Here is a 16,757-nt window from a genome sequence, read left to right on the forward strand (position 1 = left end):
CGAGCGTAGTCGGCCCCCATGATCCCCTGCAGCTCCGGGAACTCGTACACCATTTGGGTAACTAGATCCGCTTTGCACAGTTGGGCGGTGCGCTCCACCAGCGCTTGTTCCTGGGCATCCAAGTTCAGGGCAGCGGCAATGAGGCGGCTGATGTGGCGGATGCGCTCCACCTTGTCCCGCATGGATCCCAGCCCTTCGGCAAAAGTAACCGCCTGCAGGCGTTCCACCCGCTGCGCCAAGGGGATCCGCCGATCCTCTTCGTAGAAAAAGCGGGCATCCGCCAGGCGCGCCCGCACCACACGGCTGTTGCCTGCCCCGATCCGCTCCGATTGCCGGGGGTCGCCGTTGGAGATGGTGATGAAATAGGGCAGCAATTTTCTGGGATCCCGGCCATCCCGTACTGGGAAGTAGCGCTGGTGAGTGATCATCACCGTCTCGATCACCGCAGGGGGCAAGCGCAAAAACTCTGGCTCAAAGCGCCCCAAAACCGCCGTCGGCCACTCCACCAAGTGCACCACCTCCCGCAGCAAAGGAGCAGGGATCTGGGCTTCCCCATTCACTTGCCTGGCCAGCTTGGTCACCTCAGCCTGAATGTATGCCTCTCGCGCTGTTGGATCGGGGCTGACCCCCGCCTCTTGCATTTGCTGAACGTAGCTCTCGGCCCGCTCCAGAGTGACCTGCTGGGATCCCAAAACGCGGTGCCCCCGGCTAACCCGCCCGGCCACCAAGCCCGGCATGGTATTGCCCTCGTGGGTCGGCAGCAGCAAAGGCAGCACCTGATCATCCCAAAGGGAGACCAGCCAGCGAATGGGGCGCGGAAACTTCAGATCCCCGCAGGCCCAGCGCATCAGCCGTTCCCCACTCAAGTTGGTAATCCAGGCGGGTGCCAATTCTTGGAGCACGGCTGCCGTCGGTCGGCCCCGCACCCGCTGCACCGCAAACACAAAGGATCCCTTGCCCACTTGCCGGATTTCCAGGCTGCCGGGATCCACCCCTTGTTTTTGGGCAAATTTTTCCCCGGCAGGAGTGAGCTGGCCATCTTGGTAGGCGACCTGAACCGGTGGCCCTTTCACCTCTAGGGTGCGATCCGGCTGCTGGGTGGGCAACCCCTGCAACAGAACCGCCAGGCGGCGCGGCGTACCGAAAAGCTGCATCTGCTCCGCTTGCAAATGGGCCTCCGCCAAAGAGGCCGGGATCCCGGTTCGCCACTGCTCTAGGGCCGAATCCACAAAACTGGCCGGGAGTTCCTCACAGCCGACTTCCAGCAAATAGGCAACCATACTCCTGTGCTCCGTAGGGTACCATCCCCACTTCCTCAATCAACATAGTCTATGGCTCTGGGCCTCCCTTCTGGCTCACGATGGTTCCGAAGCCGGGGTATCCCAGTTTACCAGGGGAGCTGGGGCGGAGTTGAGACAAGAGCTCAAATCCGCCAGACAACACTCCAAAGCCATCACTGCCAAGTTGACTCTGTAGCGGCAAGAGCCCCCTCTCCTTGGCGCAAGGGATAGGCCGAGTCCCGTGGCAAATGCACCACGATGATGGGAAGGCTGGGTCGGTTGCGGGCGATGGTCTCCGGCTCTCGGCCCAGACGCGACCGGTTGCCGGTTTCGCTGGGAACCAATACCAACACATCTCCTGGCTGCAGCGCTTTGAAGGCTTCCGCCACCACCCCCCCCTGCACCCGCTGAACCGGCAGGTGAGCATAGCTTTCTGCCACCAAGGCTGGGGAGCTTTTCCGCCCAGGTCGGGTTTGCATCAGCAGAATCTGCAAACCTGCTTTCAATTCGCCGGCCAGCGTTTGCGCCAGCCCAATGGTCTGCTGCAGGGATCCGGGAGAGACCTCCAGCTCCGGTGCAACCAAGAGGATGCGGCGCGCCGTCTCGATGGGTACCGGAAACCGCGTGATCAACACTGGGATCCCCACCTGCCGCACCACCGCGTCGATGATGCTGCCGAAAAAGTTCTCCGCATAGGTGGAGTAGCCCTTCCAGCCCAGGATCACCAAGGTTGCCTGCCGTTCCGCCGCCGAGCGAATGATCCCTTTTTCCACCGAGTCATCCACCCGCCGAATCGGCTCCACTCGGGTCACGGCGCTGTGGGCCAGAGCTTCTGCAAAGGTCAACAACTGCTCTTGCCGAGCCAGGGCTGCCGGCGAGATCCCAGCACGGTCAGACAAAACATGCAGCGGCAGCAGCGTTCCCCCATCTTTTTTGGCCAAAATCAACGCCAACTGCAGCAGGTTGCTTTCGGTATCCGGGTTGGCCACCGGCACCAAGACGCGAGCTCCCCAATCTGGCTTGGGCAATTCAGTGGACTCTGCCGCCACTTCGGCTGGCTGCATTTGCTCTCCCCAGCGGGCCACAATCCAAGGCGAGGCAACACAGGTCACCAGGATCATGGCAATGGTGCCGTTCACCGTCAGCTCATCCACCAACTCCACCTGAAAAGCCACCGTGATGGCCGCCAGGGTAGCCGCCGCCTGAGCCATCGACAGGCCGAACATAACCATAGCGCTGGCAAAGCGCCAGCCAAACAGTTGGGCCGGGATCCAAGCGGCCAGAAACTTGCTCACCACCTCCGCTGCGATCATCACCCCTCCCACCAGCAGCGAGCGCGGCTCTCCCAAGAGAATGCCGGGATTGATCAGCATCCCCACCGAGATCAAGAAAAAAGGCACAAACAGGGTGTTGCCGATAAACTGGATCCGGTTCATCAGGGGGCTGAGCTGGGGGATGATGGGGGTAATGGCCGTCCCGGCCAGAAAGGCTCCCACCACCGGCTCAATGCCGATCAACCCCGCTCCGTAGGCCACCACAAACAAAGTGGCGATCACGAAAGTAAACTCTGCTCCCTCGTCGTGACCAAAGCGTTGAAAGAACCAACTGCCCAGCTTAGGCACCCCCCACAGGGTGGCAAACGTGTAGAGGGCAATGGAAGGGATCAACGTCAGCCAAAAGCGCAGCGACAGCTCCCCTTGGTGGGCGCGCACCACCACCGCCAGCACCAACAAAGCCAGGACATTCGTGATAAGGGTGGCCCCCAAAGTTGCCCTCACCGTCTGCAGGCGCATCAACCCCAGCTTCGAGATGATGGGCAGACCGATCAGGGTGTGAGAGGCAAAACAAGAGGCCACCAGCACCGCCGCCAGAAAGCCATACCCAATGGCCAACATGGCTGCTGTGCCGATGAGCATGGGCAACAGAAAGGTGAGCGCCCCGAAGATGGTGGCCTTCCCGGCATTGAGCTTCAAATCTTCCAGACTGGTCTCCAGCCCCGCCATGAACATGAGAAACAACAGCCCCACCGTGCCCAGCAGGATGATGGTCTCGTCCCGCCGCAAGATGCCCAAGCCGTAGGGCCCCACCACCAGCCCAGCCAAGATTAACCCGATGATCCCCGGCAGGCGCAGCCGCTCAAATAGCAAGGGAGCCACCAGCATGATGGTCAGGATGATCAAAAACACCAGCACCGGATTCTCAACAGGGCCGATCAGGGCTAGAGGGATCCCCGAAATTTGCAGCCAGTGAGCCAGCATAAATACCCGACAGACAGCGATAACAGACCCGGCAAAGCGCCCGCATGAGTCTATCAGATCCCTCCAGATCCAAGTAGCTCTCGATGCCCCACAGACTTTGTCCGGCCTTCAATTACTGGCAGGGCGTTTAATAAGTATTCAAAAGTAAGTACATCAGACACATTAAGACACATTAAGCAGTGAAAACAGCTTGGCAGTAGTGCCCAGAGAAAGGCGGGAGAAACCCCCGAGAAACACGCATTAGAATCAGAGGGTACATGCTCCTAGGCTGCCTATGCACCAGCTTGCTCCTGGAAAAGTGATCGGCCAGCGCTATCAACTGGTTCACAGCATTGCAGCAGGTGGCATGGGGCGGGTGTTCAAGGCTGTCGATACGCGCCTGTTCAACCGTCCGGTGGCGGTCAAGCTGTTGCACCAAAACTTAGCAGGCGATGACAACACCCGACGCCAGTTGCACAAACGTTTTCAGCAGGAAATTCGCATCAGCACGTTGTTGGGGGAGCACCCTGCCATTGTCAAGGTATTGGACTATGGCCTAGAGAACGACCAACCTTACCTGGTGATGGAATACCTAACGGGGCGCAGTTTGGGGGAGCTAATGCTCAAGCAGCCGGTGCTGCCGCCTCAACAGGTGGTGAGGATGGCCCGCCAAGTATGCGCCGGTCTCTATTACGCCCACAACCTGGAGACTGAGCAGGATGGCCATCTCATCAAGGGGGTGATCCATCGCGACATCAAACCCAGCAACCTCTTCGTCCTAAAAGATGAAACGTTGGGGGAGACCGTCAAAATCTTGGATTTCGGCATTGCCAAGCTCCTCAGCGACGTTTCCCTTGCCCTTGGCACCCAGACCACCGGCTTTTTGGGTACGGTGCGCTATGCCTCTCCCGAACAGCTGCGCGGGGAAGCCCTGGATGCCCGCTCGGATATCTACTCGCTTGGCGTAGTGCTCTACCGCATGTTGACCGGGCAACAACCTCTGCGACCCAAGAGCGATTCTTTCCCCGGCTGGTACGAGGCCCACAATTACCAACAGCCTCAGCCCTTCGATCGCTCGAATTTGCCCTATGAGATTCCGCTGCAGCTGGAACAGGTGGTGCTCTCCTGTCTGGCCAAAGATCCCGACCAGCGGCCCCAAGATATGAAGGTTCTCAGCGCCCAATTGGAGGGATCCCTGCACTCCCAGAGCGCTGCCAGCTCTTCCCTCGCGCCCCCCCCAACCGCACCCATCTTCTCCGAGCGCACCCTGGCGGCGGTGGATGCAGGGCAGTCGGGCACACACCTGCTCAGTACCCAGGCAGAGCCCGAGGCCAAGCCGTTTCCCCTCTGGGCTGGGATAGCCCTTTTTGTTGTCATTGCGGGGAGCACCTTCTGGGGCCTGCGTCTGCTGTTGGATCCGGGCCCAGGCAGCGAAAGACCGCCTGCTGCCCCCGAACGCCCCCTTCCAGTCGGCGGTGCAGAGCACCCTGAGCGGGATCCCTCAGCCACTCCTGAACCTCTGCTGGACTGGCTGCCGCGGGATCCGGAGGGTGAACTGGTGTTTGAGGATGATCCTGCCCCCGATCCGGGAATGGGTGAGTCTGCAAGCGAGCCCACACCCAGGCCAGCGGCAACTCCAGAGGCAGTGTCCTCTACCCCTCAGCCCCCTGCTCCAACTCAGCAGGTGTCACCTCCTCCTCCAGCCCCTGCTGTGCCGCCGCCCCGACCGGTTGCAGTGCCCACGCCCGCTGCTCCACCTTCTCCAGCCCCTGTCCCAGCCAAACCTCTCCCGCCGCAGCCCATCAATCAACCTTTGTTTCCCCAAGTGAACCGGGTTGCTCCAACTCCTGCTCCCCTTGCAGCCCCTCCAACCCAACCTCCCACCCCTGGCTTTCTGGAGCGGTTGCGCGAGGAGCGAGAACGCTTGGGGAAAGACTAGGCGCAAAAAAGGGATCCACAAGGATCCCTCCGCAAAAAGCTACGCGAGGCTAGTCCTCGATGGGATCCCCCGTCAAGGGATCCCAGAACAGGTAGAGTCAGGCGGCAGCCAGCCGGGCATTGGCGGCATCCCAGTTCACCAGGTGCTCCAGGTAGGCGCTGATGAAGTCAGGCCGCCGGTTTTGGTAATCCAGGTAGTAGGCGTGCTCCCACACATCCAAGGTGAGCAGGGGCGTTTGGCCGTAAACCAGGGGGTTTTCGGCATTGGGGGTTTTGGTGACCTTCAGGGTGCCGTTGTCCAGCACCAGCCAGGCCCAACCGCTGCCAAATTGGGTGGCAGCCGCCGTCTTGAAAGCCTCGACAAACTTGTCGTAGCTGCCGAAATCGGCGTTGATCTTGTCGGCAATAGGCCCGGTAGGCGCACCTCCCCCGCCCGGCTTCATGGATTCCCAGAAAAAGGTGTGATTCCAAACTTGGGCAGCATTGTTGAAGATACCCACTTTGCTGGGATCCCCAAAGGTGGCTTTGATGATCTCCTCCAGAGACTTGTTGGCCAGATCGGTGCCCTCGATGAGCTTGTTCAGGTTGGCTACGTAGGCTGCGTGGTGCTTGCCGTGGTGGTAGGAGAAAGTTTCTGCCGACATGTAGGGCTTCAGCGCGTCAGCAGGATAGGGCAGAGCCGGGAGTTCAAAAGCCATAATCGTCTGTCCTCTGTGTCTTGTGCAAGGAATGCAAGAAAGAACGCGGTGAAGGGTCAGGAGAACCAGAAAAAGGCGTTACCTTTCTTTGCAGTCTTAGTGTAACTCAGAATCACTACGCTTTGGGATCCCTTGGACACCTCGATTCCGGTTGGAACCCTGCTCGACCCCAGAGAGGTGGAATCGCGGCTGTCTCAGCGCAATTGCCGATAACCACTTGTTGGCCAGCGGTTGGAAAAGCGAGATCGTCCCGGCTGGAAAGCGCTAACGGGATCCCTCCCGCAACAGCTCGATCAGCAGGGGAGCGACATCCCTGAGCAGGGGGATCAAAACAGCCGTGATGGCGGCGATGGTCACTACATTGCGGGTGAAGTTGAGGGTATCGCGGCTGAGCTGGAAAAACCGCTCGTCCCAGCGTTTGACCTCGGCCTCCAGACGTTCTTCGGCGCCAGCAATGCGTTCCTCGGCTCTGGCAATGCGCTCCTCGGCCCTGGCAATGCGCTCCTCGGTGCCGGCAATGGTTTGCAGCACCTCTTGGTTCTGTCGGGTCAGTTGGGCGATGGCCTGGGCATTGGCCTCCACCGTGCGCTCGATACGCGCCAGCCGCTCTTCGCTGTAGGTCATGGATCCCCCCTAGGGACGACGGAACTGATGCGGGCTGGGAAAGTCCTGGGGTGGGATCCCTTGCAGAGCCTCGGTCATAAAGCGCTTCCAGGTGGGGGCAACAAAGGCCCCGCCGGCGGTGCCGGGCAGCATGGGGGAGTTGTTGTCGTTGCCGATCCAAATGGCGGTAGACAGTTGCGGCACATAGCCGATGAACCAAGCGTCGCGGAAATCAGAGGTGGTGCCGGTTTTGCCGGCTACAGGTCGCCCATCGTCCAGACGAGCTGCCCTCCCGGTGCCTTGGGTCACTACCCCTTTGAGGATTTGGTTGAGCACCGCCACCGCCCAGGGATCCAAAACCCGCTCCGGCTGGGGCCTGGCCTCGAAGAGGATTTGGCCGTTGCGATCCACCACCTGGGCCAAGAGGGTCGGCTCCACCCGATATCCGCCATTGGCAAAGACCGCATAGCTGGCCGCCATCTCCAGGGGGCTGACGCTGGCCGAGCCCAGAGCTGTAGCCAAGTTGGGAAACATCTCGGCACTGATGCCGGTGGCCTGAGCCGCTGCGATGACGTTGCGGATCCCAACATCATCGGCCAACTTGACCGTGGGCACGTTGCGGGAGAGCTCCAAAGCCCGAGCAAAGGTGAGGGGGCCATAAAAGGTGTTGTCGTAGTTTTTCGGGCTGTAGGGCGGCGAGCCGGGATAGGTGACGGGGGTATCTTCCAAAATGCTGCCGGGTGAATAGCGCCCGCTGGCCAGAGCTGCGTAGTATACGTAAGGCTTGAAGGTGGATCCCGTTTGGCGAAACGCCTGGGTGGCGCGGTTAAATTGGCCCCGCTGAGCGTTGATCCCGCCCACAATGGCTTTCACATAGCCGGTACGGGGATCCACTGCCGCCAAAGCCATTTGATCGGCACGACGAGCTGCCCCAATGCGGGGGCCATCTTCATTGACAATGCGCTGGGCAAGGCGCTGCAGACGCAGATCGATGGTGGACTGAACCCGCAGACCTCCTTGCATTAGAGCTTGTTCCCCATAGCGGCGCCGCAGCTCCGCCTCAATGGCGTCGGTAACTGCTGGGGCGTTACTTTGAAAGGAGGTAATGCGGCCTAAGGTCAGCTTTTGCTCCCGCGCCGCCTGGGCTTCCTCGGGGGTAATCCACTTCAGCTCCACCAGACGATCCAGCACCAGGTGTTGCCGCCGTTTGGCTCCCTCCAGGTTGCGAAAGGGGCTGAGGGTTTCCGGGGCCGGCAGGATCCCAGCCAACATCGCCGCTTCAGCCAAGTTCAGTTCAGACGCATCCTTGTTGAAGTAGCTGCGGGCCGCCGCCTGGATGCCGTAGAGATTGTGCCCCCAGTACACCTGGTTGAGGTACATCTCCAGGATCTCGTCTTTGCTGAAGACTTGCTCTAGACGCACCGCCAACACGATCTCGGCGACTTTACGGCTGAGGGTACGCTCCGGCCTCAAAAACAGGTTCTTGACCAACTGCATTGTCAGGGTGGATCCCCCTCCCGCCGAGCCTATACCCCCCTCTACACTGCCCAGGATCGCCCGGCCCAAGCTGACCGGATTAATGCCTGGATGGGTGTAGAAGTGGCTGTCTTCAATGGCCAGCAAAGCCTTTTTCATTTCCGGTGAGACCTGTTCAAGGGAGATCACTTCTCGGTTGGCCTCCCCGTGTAGGCTGGCAATGGGCTCGCCCCGAATATCGACAATGTGGGTGGTGGCAATGGGCACGTAATCCCGCAATTGATGCACATCCGGCAAGTTGCGAAAGCTGATGGCCAACCCCACCAATCCGGCAGCCGTTGCTGTGGATCCCAAGAGCAGGGATCCCAGCAACAGATTGCCCACCACACCGGCAACCTGGGCAATCCGGGAGGGGCGGGTGGGTGGGGTATAGTCGGCATGCTCGTCAAACCCCGATCCGGAAAAAGGGGAATTGGAGACACGCTCCAACCCCGGCTTTCTCGCCCGGCGGGCCAATGGTCTGCGACCGTAGGTCACGTCAAAAACCCTGTCACGTCCGTGTTGCAAAGCAACAACAAGCCAGACCCATTATAGGGCGGCGTCTATTGGGGCAGCAGGATGGCCAACCCTGCCCATCGACAACTCCAACCGGGCTAGGGGGAGAAGATCTTGAGTTGAGAATCGAGCATCTTTTGCGTGGGCTTAAAATGGCTCATGGGTTCAGCCGGAGGAGCAGGATTTGAGTTTATCGTCAGCCTCAGTTTCGCCAACGTACCGGGATCCGTTGATAGCCCAAATTGTTGAGCGGGGGGTGGCCGAGATCTTTCCAGGAGGAGCTGCTGCCCTGGCGGAGCGCTTGGCGCAAGCGGATCGTCCCCTGCGGGTGAAGCTGGGCATCGATCCCACCCGACCGGATCTACACCTGGGCCATTCAGTGGTGTTGCGCAAGTTGCGCCAGTTCCAGGATGCGGGCCATGTGGCCATTTTGCTCATCGGGGACTTCACGGCGCTGGTCGGGGATCCCACCGGCCAATCGGAGGCCCGTCCCCGCCTCACCCCAGCAGAAGTGGAGGAAAACGCCCGCACCTATCTGGAGCAGGCCGGCAAGATCTTGGATTTTGAGACCCCCGGTCGGCTGGAGGTGCGCCGCAACAGCGAGTGGCTGGCCCACCTGACTCTCAGCGAGCTGATCGAACTCCAGGCCCAGATGACGGTGGGGCAGATGCTGGCCAAAGAAGACTTTGCCCAGCGCTACCGAGCTGGAACGCCAATTTATCTGCACGAATTTCTCTATCCCCTCCTGCAGGGCTACGACTCGGTGGCTCTGGCAGCCGACGTAGAACTGGGGGGAACCGACCAGCGCTTTAACCTGCTCACCGGTCGGGATCTGCAAATTTGGAAGGGCCAAGCGCCGCAGTTCTGCGTGACGGTGCCGCTTTTGGAGGGGTTGGACGGGTACCAGAAAATGTCCAAGTCCAAAAACAACTACGTGGGCCTGACCGAGGATCCCCTCACCATGTACTCCAAGCTGGAGAAGGTGCCGGATCACCTGGTGGAGCGCTACTTTGAGTTGCTCACCTCAGTGCCCCTTGCCGAGCTGCCGCAGGATCCCCGCCAGCGGCAGATCCTCCTAGCCAAGACCCTAGTGGCCCAGTTTCACTCCCCTGCAGCGGCAGAAGAGGCCCAGCGCACCGCTCAAGCGTTGGTGCTAGAAGGTAGCCTTGCGGAAACGGGATCCATCCCCACCTTTGCCATCGATGGGTTGTCTTACCCTGTTAAACTCAGCTACATCCTGCGTGAGTGTGGCCTGTGCAAGAGTGCCGCCGAGGCCCGTCGGCAGATTCAAGGGGGCGCCGTGCGGCTGGATGGGCAAAAGGTGGAGGATCCCGACCTGGAGTTTGCCCATGCCTCGGAGCTGGCCGGGCGGATTTTGCAGGTGGGCAAAAAGGCCTTTCGTCGGCTAGTGAAAGGCGCAGATTAGTCTTCCCCTCTCCCTGTGGGAAAGGGGTGAGGGGATCCATCAACGGGCAGGCTTGAAGCCGAGTCCGGTTTTTTTCTGCCTGGTCTTGGCTGGGGGATCGGACAGAGGAGAAGCTGACGAAGTTGGCGGGAAAACGGGCTCCGGTTTGGGCCGGATCGAGCCCGCCTCGGCTACTGCCTCAGAGAGCTTTTGCCGCACCAGCTCCTGAGTCTCCAAAATGTTGGGATCCGCCGCCCATTCCGGGGCCTCTCGAACGGGATCATCCTCGGAGGTGAACTCCAGGTCGTAGGTCTCGGCGCGGTAATCGAGGCTGAAGCATTCCCAAGCCCGCAGACTGTAAAAATAGGGGAACAAACGCACAATGCGCTCAATATCCAGGTGCGCAGCAAAGCGACGAAAAGCCTCTTCTTCAGAAACCGGGAAAGGGGCGTAGTGTTCTGAAACAAACCACCGCAAGAACTTCCGCGCCTCTGGGATGATCTGCTGAGCAGGCAGGGATCCCAGCACCGCTGCGTTGAAGCAGTTGACCAACAGGTGCTCCAGCATTACCGCGTTGTACTCGGCAAAGCAGGTTTGCTCGCGGCTTTCCACCGGCTGCCAGGGCATGTTGCCGTTGGCGGCAATGAGCAGGTGAACCAGGTCATGGGAGGGGTTGGTTTGGATGTAGCCGTGCCCCTCCAACTTGGCGCCATCGCAGCTAAAGAGCTGGTGTTGGGGGCTCCAATAGAACTTGAGTTGCTTTGCCGCCATGTTCAGTTCTCCTCCTCACCCAGGGGATCCTTTTAGAGCTTACACCTGCACTGATGAGCTGCTATGAACTATAGGCCACGGAGGAGAGCGCCGGCTTATTTGACAATTGGTCAGCGAGAACGCTTGCCACAAGTGGCAAAACAAAGGGGTCTTTATCTCGAAGCAATTCTCGGAGCAGACAGGCTTTAGCCGCCCTACTAGGCTCAAAGCTGAGACCCGCTGTGCTCGCATTGTGAAAAAAGATTGAAAAAAGATGAACTCGAGATCCTCTAACTGCAGTAAAAATCTTTAAGCCTACACCAAGCGCTACAGTAGCTTTCAGAATTACTGGGTGGTATTGTAACTCCGTACTTTCATGCCACCCCACTATGCTTGCACTGGCAGCTGCAATGACTGTAAAAATACAGCCCGGTCAAGTAAAAAGCCAAAAAGCTGGTTGGCTGCTTCTCCTGGTGCTCGTGGGAAGCTGCCTTGTCGGCTGTGGCTCTTCTGGCGGTACAGGCATTGAGCCGTCGGCTGTGGGATCCCAAGCTCGCCTGACGTTCAATGGCGCTCTGACCCGCTCCTTTTCTGGCACACAAGGGGAAATGGAGTTCAACCTTGCCCTCTTGCAAGGCGGGGATCCGCCCCAACCGGTAACCCAGCTCTCCGCCGGCCAGGTCAGCTTGCAGGTGAACCGGGTAACCGATTTGCTAGGGATCCCGCAGCCGGTAGCCTTGACCCTGACACCCACCCGGATCGAGAACCCCCCGCCGGATCTGCCTCAGCGGCCTTTGCTCATGGCTGTGCTGATGGATGGCTCAGGCAGCCTGTTGGTCTTGGATCCCCAATCTCGGCGCTTCCTGGCTGTTTTTCGGCTCCTGGATCAATTTCGCCCTGCACTCCTGGATCTGGGCGCCATTCTGCGCTTTGACAACCGGGGAGCAGGCTTTGGCGTTACAGCCCTGGGGCAGCCTCTGCGCACGGCTCAGCTGTTGCAAGACTTCACCAGCGACAAAGAGCTACTGAGACGAGGGGTTTTGCGTGCTGTTCCCGGAGGGAACACCGCCCTTTACGATGCCACGGTAGAAGCCGGGCGTTTCTTGAGCGACTTTCGGCCCACCGAGCGTTTCAACCGCCGCTTGGTGGTATTCACCGATGGGATTGACAACGAAAGCACCCGCTCCATCAACCAAGCTACTCAGGAGCTGACAACTTTGGCCAGAGAGCGAGGACAAAAACTCACCGTGTATGTGGTTGGGTTGGGGGTCGATTTGAATCTTCTGGAGTTACAGCGTCTGGCTGCAGCTACTGAGGGGACTTTTGTGCTGGCACGGTTTTCTGAAGGGCTGGAAGCTCCCTTTGCCAACTTATTCCCTGCTGCTATTGGGGAGCACCGCCTGCAAATGAGGGTGCAAAGCAATGTTCCGCTATCTGCTGGTTCTTATCTTCTCAGTGGCGAGCTGAGAGTTGAGAGAGAAGGCAGCCGTTTTGTGGCGCCATTCAGCGACGCTGTTCTCACGGTGGGATCCCGCTAGAGTCATTCCGCAGGCTGACAACATCCTTAATCGAGAGCGAGGCGATAAGCAAATGTTTCGACGACTCGGTATACCCAGAAGATTTTGGCAACCGGCTGCGCTTGTCCTGGCGGCAGTGCTTACAGGTTCCCTAACGGTTTTCCTGAAAGGTTGCGGTGGTGGTACCTCCAGCAGCCCCTCGACCGTGGGGTCGCCGCCAAGGGATCCCGGCTCTGGCTCTGGCTCTACCTCTGCCATTTTGGGATTGGTGGTGGATCCCTTTGCTCAGCTTTGCCCTTCAGGCTCAACAGCCGCCCTTTGTTCGGGAGGGCCGCTCTTTTCAAGAGGCAATAAGGTTGAGTTGTTCAACCTAAGCTCAAGAGGGGACATTTTGTTGCCTGCCTTGTCAACCACTGCCTTGGAGGGCAACTTGCGGTTCACCATCCCCTTTTCCGGATCGATTACTCAGCCGCCGGGGAAATTGGTATCGGTTCAGTCCAATCTCCTGGGCCAAGGGCGTCAGTCCGGCCAGCCTACACCCCTGCGGGGATTTGTTTTCAGCGCAGCCGTGGATGTTTCCCCTTGGAGTGAAGCCCTTTATCGCATCTTGCTGCGGGAACGGGATAGAGTGTCTTTCTTCAACTTAGCGCCTCCAGAAATTAGGGATCTGGAAAACATTTTGTTTGTCAGCGTACCTCTTTCCAGAACAGCGCGAAACTTGGAGGAGATCATCACTGACATCATTCGACAAGCGGATCAACTTAGTTTTAATCAGCTCCGCTTTGTGGAGGATCTTATTCGCGTTTGCTATGCCCCAGAAGGTAATCAATCGGATCAGCCCTGCCGCCTCCGCATTCCGGTGCCCCTACCTCCTGCACCGACGGACTTTCCGACACCTCGACCCACTCCTGCCTCTACCCCGACACTAACACCGACGCCAACGCCGACGCCAACACCGACGCCAACCAACTAGGTAGGAGAGCCGTGTAGCCATGCCCTTGGAGAAGTTGGTCCCGCTATTGCGGTCGCAAAAGCGTCGTGTAGCGATGACGGCTTTCCCCCAGGTGGAGTGAGCCAGTCGTGGAGATATCTATCGAGGTTTGACAGCGCTTGCCGCCTGTGACGGTGGGATGTCAGGCTGAGACAGGAGTGGTTTTGCAGTCGGTAGGAACCATGACGCAGCGTGCCCAAGGATTTTGGCAATGGGGATCCCTTTGCCGGATTGGCCTCTACGTAGCTGCTCTGCTCTGCGGGGTGGCGCTCTGGGGGATCCCGGCCTTGGCTCTGCCCCAGGGGGATGCCATTACCGATCCACGTACCCTGTTGCGGCGGGCGTTGCCTATTCAGGAAACGAAGCTGCTGGAAATTGATGAGGCCATCTCCAAAATCGACACCGACCTGAAGTACAACCGCTGGTCAGCGGTGCGGGGAGATGTGCGCCAGGTAGAGCACCTCTTGGATCGCTATGGAGATTCCCTGCTGGCCGGCTTGCCCCCGGATCGGGTGACCCCAGCCTCTGAACAGATGGCTGCGCTGCGGGAGCAGTTGCGGGTGATCGGCCAAGCCAGCGAGCGCAAATCCAAGGGTAAAGAAGAGGCCCGCGCTGCCTACGACCGTCTAGTGGACGAGTTGGGATCCCTGGAAAACAACTGGGTGGGGGCTTTCCCCTACACAGTGCCTGCTGAGTATGCCGACAAACCTCAGCTCTTGGGGCGGGCAGAGGTGGAGCTAAACACCACCGCTGGGCGCATGGTGATCACCTTAGATGGCTACAGCGCCCCCATCACTGCCGGCAACTTTGCCGACCTGGTGCAGCGGGGCTTCTACGATGGCCTGACCTTTGACCGGGTGGAGACCTTCTTCCTGGCGCAGGCCGGGGATCCCCCTGGCCCTGCCGATGGCTATGTGGATCCCGCCACCGGAAAAATTCGCACCATTCCTATGGAGATTCGCGCCAAAGGCGAGGTGATGCCCCGCTACGGCCAGACTTTTGATCAGATGGGCCTGTGGGATGTGGAACCGGCTCTGCCCTTTTCCGCCGAAGGGACGGTGGCCATGGCCCGCTATCCCGACGATCCCAACAGCGCCTCTTCTCAGTTCTTCATCTTTATGGCTGAGCCGGATCTCACCCCGGCGGGGTTAAACCTCATGGATGGCCGCTATGCCGTGTTCGGGTACGTTACAGAGGGAACGGAGGTGCTGCGCCACATCAAAGTGGGGGATCGGATTTTGAGTGCCAGATTGATTTCCGGCCAAGACAACCTCAAAACTGGAGCCTAGAGGGGATCCCTTCCTTCCTGCCTAACTGTGTCGATAAGCCGCCGTACCGTCGCCGCCCCTGCAGAGGGCTGGAAGCGAAAGGGAAATTTGCCCCTGGCCAACAGGCGCAGACCCAAAGGCACCAAGCTGAGCAGCCCTTTGGGATCCCGGCCCACCACCTGCAGGGCAAAGCGGCGCTCATCTATCCAACCACCGGAGCGCACCAGTTGCACCAGAGTCTTGCGGTGGCGGATGGCTATGGGCAAGGACTCCGTCCGAATAGCGCGAACAGCGTGCGATGGGGAACGGTCGGTGGGCAGAGCAGCGGTCTTGTCTACAGGGCGGGAGAGGATCCCCTGTTTGAGTTCGGTGATTTGATCCAGAGGTGCCACGCCCATCGGGCAGACGCTGTTGCAGTTCCAGCAGCGGGTACAGCCCCAGACACCAGCCAAGCTATCCAGAGCCTGCAGGCGTTGTTCCCGTTGGCTGTCGCGGCTGTCTTGGACGAGGCGGTTGGCTCTGGCCAGAGCATGGGGGCCGACAAACTCTGGGTTCACCTCTTTGGCATTGCAATCGGAATAGCAGGCTCCGCAGAGAATACAGCCACCGGCAGCGTTGAGATGCTCCCGTTCGGCAGGCAGCTGTAAAAACTCTCGCTCCGGGATGCGTCGCCCCGCCGTGCTGACAAAGGGATCCACCCGGCTGAGATCGTTCCAGAAGGGCTGCATATCCACCACCAGATCCCGCAGAACGGGCAGGTTTCCCAGAGGGCCGATGCGAATAGGCTGCGGCTGGGGGCTGCGGGGATCCAGCTCTTCGCCCACATGTCGGCCACAAGCCAAGGCTGCCCTACCGTTGATGCGCATGGCGCAACTGCCACAGATGGTGTTGCGGCAGTTTTTGCGGAAGGCCAAGCTGCCATCCTGCTCCCACTTGATCTGGTTGAGGCAATCGAGAATGGTGGCGCCAGGGGATGTCTCCAGCCAGAAGGACTGCCAGCGGGGCGGCTCCGGCGGCAACTGTCGGAAAATCTGAAATTCTACTCGCAAAGTGCTCTGCACCGCTGAAGGGAAAGGGGATCCCATCCTAGCTCTCTCCCTATTGCTCCGCAACGCTAACGGGACAGCAGAAGTGGCTACAACGCGCGGCTGAGGGCGCTCCCCGGCCCCTGAAACAACAGCCAAGAAATAAGGAAGTTGGTGACAAACACGCCCAGCAGCGCCGTAACCACTGCATCGGTGGTGGAGCGACCCACCCCCTTGGCTCCCCCGCTGGTGGAAAGGCCCCAGTTGGAGCCAACAATGGCGATCAAAGACCCGAACACCATCGCCTTCAAACAACAGACGAGCAAATCCCAAGAGGTCAGAAGGGTTTGCGCCGAGTTGAGAAACACCGTGGCAGGAATATTGTAAACCGAAGCGCAGATGACCATCCCCCCCACCAGCCCCGTCAGCAGGGAGAGGATGGTGAGCACCGGCAGCATCAGCCCCGCAGCCAGCACCCGCGGGATCACCAGATAATCCACCGGATCGGTGCGTAACAACAGCAGAGCGTCGATCTGCTCCGTGACTTTCATGGTGCCCAGCTCGGCAGCAAAAGCGGATCCCACCCGTCCGGCCAAGATCACCGCCGTCACCACCGGTGTCAGCTCGCGGGCAAGGGCAATCGCCAAAACTCCCCCAATTAGGGAGGAAGCGCCAAAGTTGATGAACTCCCGCGCCAACTGGATGGTGAAAACACCGCTGATCACCACCGCCGTAATCAAAACAATCAGCAGCGACTCCAGCCCCACCGCCGCAAGCTGATCCAGGGTGTTGCGACGATGGATACGGCCCCGCATCAGATGCAGAATCACCTGACCGGTCAGGAGAAAACTGCTGCCCACTCGCTGGAACCAGTTCATGGTTTCCGCCTCAAGAGGCCGTTATCGCTACGCGATGCTTTGGCGACCCCGTTAGCGGGGCGGAATCCTTTGGGGTTGCCGGTTCCGCCGGCAACTGAAAGCTGGGCACAAACGAGGCCCGTGTCAGGGGTTGATC

14 protein-coding genes are annotated in these 16,757 nt (G+C 59.6%); 6 read left to right on the forward strand and 8 right to left on the reverse strand.

Translation table 11 applies throughout. From position 1 onward, the window contains the following. A partial coding sequence (gene glyS, locus NW838_RS13835; protein WP_414428232.1) for a glycine--tRNA ligase subunit beta occupies positions 1-1,280 on the reverse strand: 1,280 nt, incomplete at its 3' end. Between the two features lie 173 nt (positions 1,281-1,453). Next, complete coding sequence (locus tag NW838_RS13840; RefSeq protein WP_414428233.1) at positions 1,454-3,538, reverse strand: cation:proton antiporter; 2,085 nt, start codon at positions 3,536-3,538, stop codon at positions 1,454-1,456. Positions 3,539-3,812: 274 nt separating this feature from the next. Here NW838_RS13840 and NW838_RS13845 point away from each other — a divergent pair, with 274 nt between their 5' ends. Next, positions 3,813-5,456: a serine/threonine protein kinase gene (locus tag NW838_RS13845; protein ID WP_414428234.1), complete on the forward strand. Its 1,644-nt coding sequence runs from the start codon at positions 3,813-3,815 to the stop codon at positions 5,454-5,456. 97 nt (positions 5,457-5,553) lie between these two features. Here the strand turns inward: NW838_RS13845 and NW838_RS13850 are convergent, their stop codons facing one another. The 3 genes from NW838_RS13850 to NW838_RS13860 all read right to left on the reverse strand — a co-directional run bounded on the left by NW838_RS13850 (position 5,554) and on the right by NW838_RS13860 (position 8,769). Beyond that, positions 5,554-6,153: a superoxide dismutase gene (locus NW838_RS13850; protein ID WP_414356877.1), complete on the reverse strand. Its 600-nt coding sequence runs from the start codon at positions 6,151-6,153 to the stop codon at positions 5,554-5,556. 264 nt (positions 6,154-6,417) lie between these two features. Then, a complete protein-coding gene (locus NW838_RS13855) occupies positions 6,418-6,777 on the reverse strand; it encodes a hypothetical protein (RefSeq protein ID WP_011434073.1) in 360 nt (119 codons plus the stop codon). Between the two features lie 9 nt (positions 6,778-6,786). Next, a complete protein-coding gene (locus tag NW838_RS13860) occupies positions 6,787-8,769 on the reverse strand; it encodes a transglycosylase domain-containing protein (protein WP_414428235.1) in 1,983 nt (660 codons plus the stop codon). Between the two features lie 247 nt (positions 8,770-9,016). Between NW838_RS13860 and tyrS the strand changes: the two genes are divergently transcribed. Further along, the gene (tyrS, locus tag NW838_RS13865) at positions 9,017-10,213 is read left to right on the forward strand and encodes a tyrosine--tRNA ligase (protein WP_414356886.1); all 1,197 of its coding nucleotides are present in this window, start codon (positions 9,017-9,019) and stop codon (positions 10,211-10,213) included. A 39-nt stretch (positions 10,214-10,252) separates the two neighbouring features. Here tyrS and NW838_RS13870 read toward each other — a convergent pair whose 3' ends face one another. Beyond that, on the reverse strand, positions 10,253-10,963 hold the full coding sequence (locus tag NW838_RS13870; protein WP_414330718.1) for a hypothetical protein: 711 nt from the start codon (positions 10,961-10,963) through the stop codon (positions 10,253-10,255). Between the two features lie 458 nt (positions 10,964-11,421). Here NW838_RS13870 and NW838_RS13875 point away from each other — a divergent pair, with 458 nt between their 5' ends. From NW838_RS13875 to NW838_RS13890, 4 genes are all read left to right on the forward strand, one after another. Beyond that, entirely contained in the window at positions 11,422-12,480 is a 1,059-nt protein-coding gene (locus NW838_RS13875) for a vWA domain-containing protein (protein ID WP_414428236.1), read from the forward strand. 158 nt (positions 12,481-12,638) lie between these two features. Continuing rightward, on the forward strand, positions 12,639-12,833 hold the full coding sequence (locus NW838_RS13880) for a hypothetical protein (RefSeq protein WP_414380932.1): 195 nt from the start codon (positions 12,639-12,641) through the stop codon (positions 12,831-12,833). Positions 12,834-12,862: 29 nt separating this feature from the next. Next, entirely contained in the window at positions 12,863-13,432 is a 570-nt protein-coding gene (locus NW838_RS13885) for a hypothetical protein (protein ID WP_414356873.1), read from the forward strand. Between the two features lie 200 nt (positions 13,433-13,632). Next, the gene (locus NW838_RS13890) at positions 13,633-14,739 is read left to right on the forward strand and encodes a peptidylprolyl isomerase (protein ID WP_414356871.1); all 1,107 of its coding nucleotides are present in this window, start codon (positions 13,633-13,635) and stop codon (positions 14,737-14,739) included. Here NW838_RS13890 and NW838_RS13895 read toward each other — a convergent pair. Beyond that, positions 14,736-15,767, reverse strand: a complete 1,032-nt coding sequence (locus NW838_RS13895) for a succinate dehydrogenase/fumarate reductase iron-sulfur subunit (protein WP_414356885.1) — start codon at positions 15,765-15,767, stop codon at positions 14,736-14,738. The two genes, NW838_RS13890 and NW838_RS13895, sit on opposite strands and share 4 nt — an antisense overlap. Before the next feature lie 86 nt (positions 15,768-15,853). Further along, positions 15,854-16,621 (reverse strand): MlaE family lipid ABC transporter permease subunit, encoded by a 768-nt coding sequence (locus NW838_RS13900; protein ID WP_414356869.1) that lies wholly within the window; start codon positions 16,619-16,621, stop codon positions 15,854-15,856. Positions 16,622-16,757 lie beyond the last annotated feature (136 nt).

This window comes from Synechococcus sp. R55.2, from assembly GCF_047462075.1.
Lineage (GTDB): Bacteria > Cyanobacteriota > Cyanobacteriia > Thermostichales > Thermostichaceae > Thermostichus.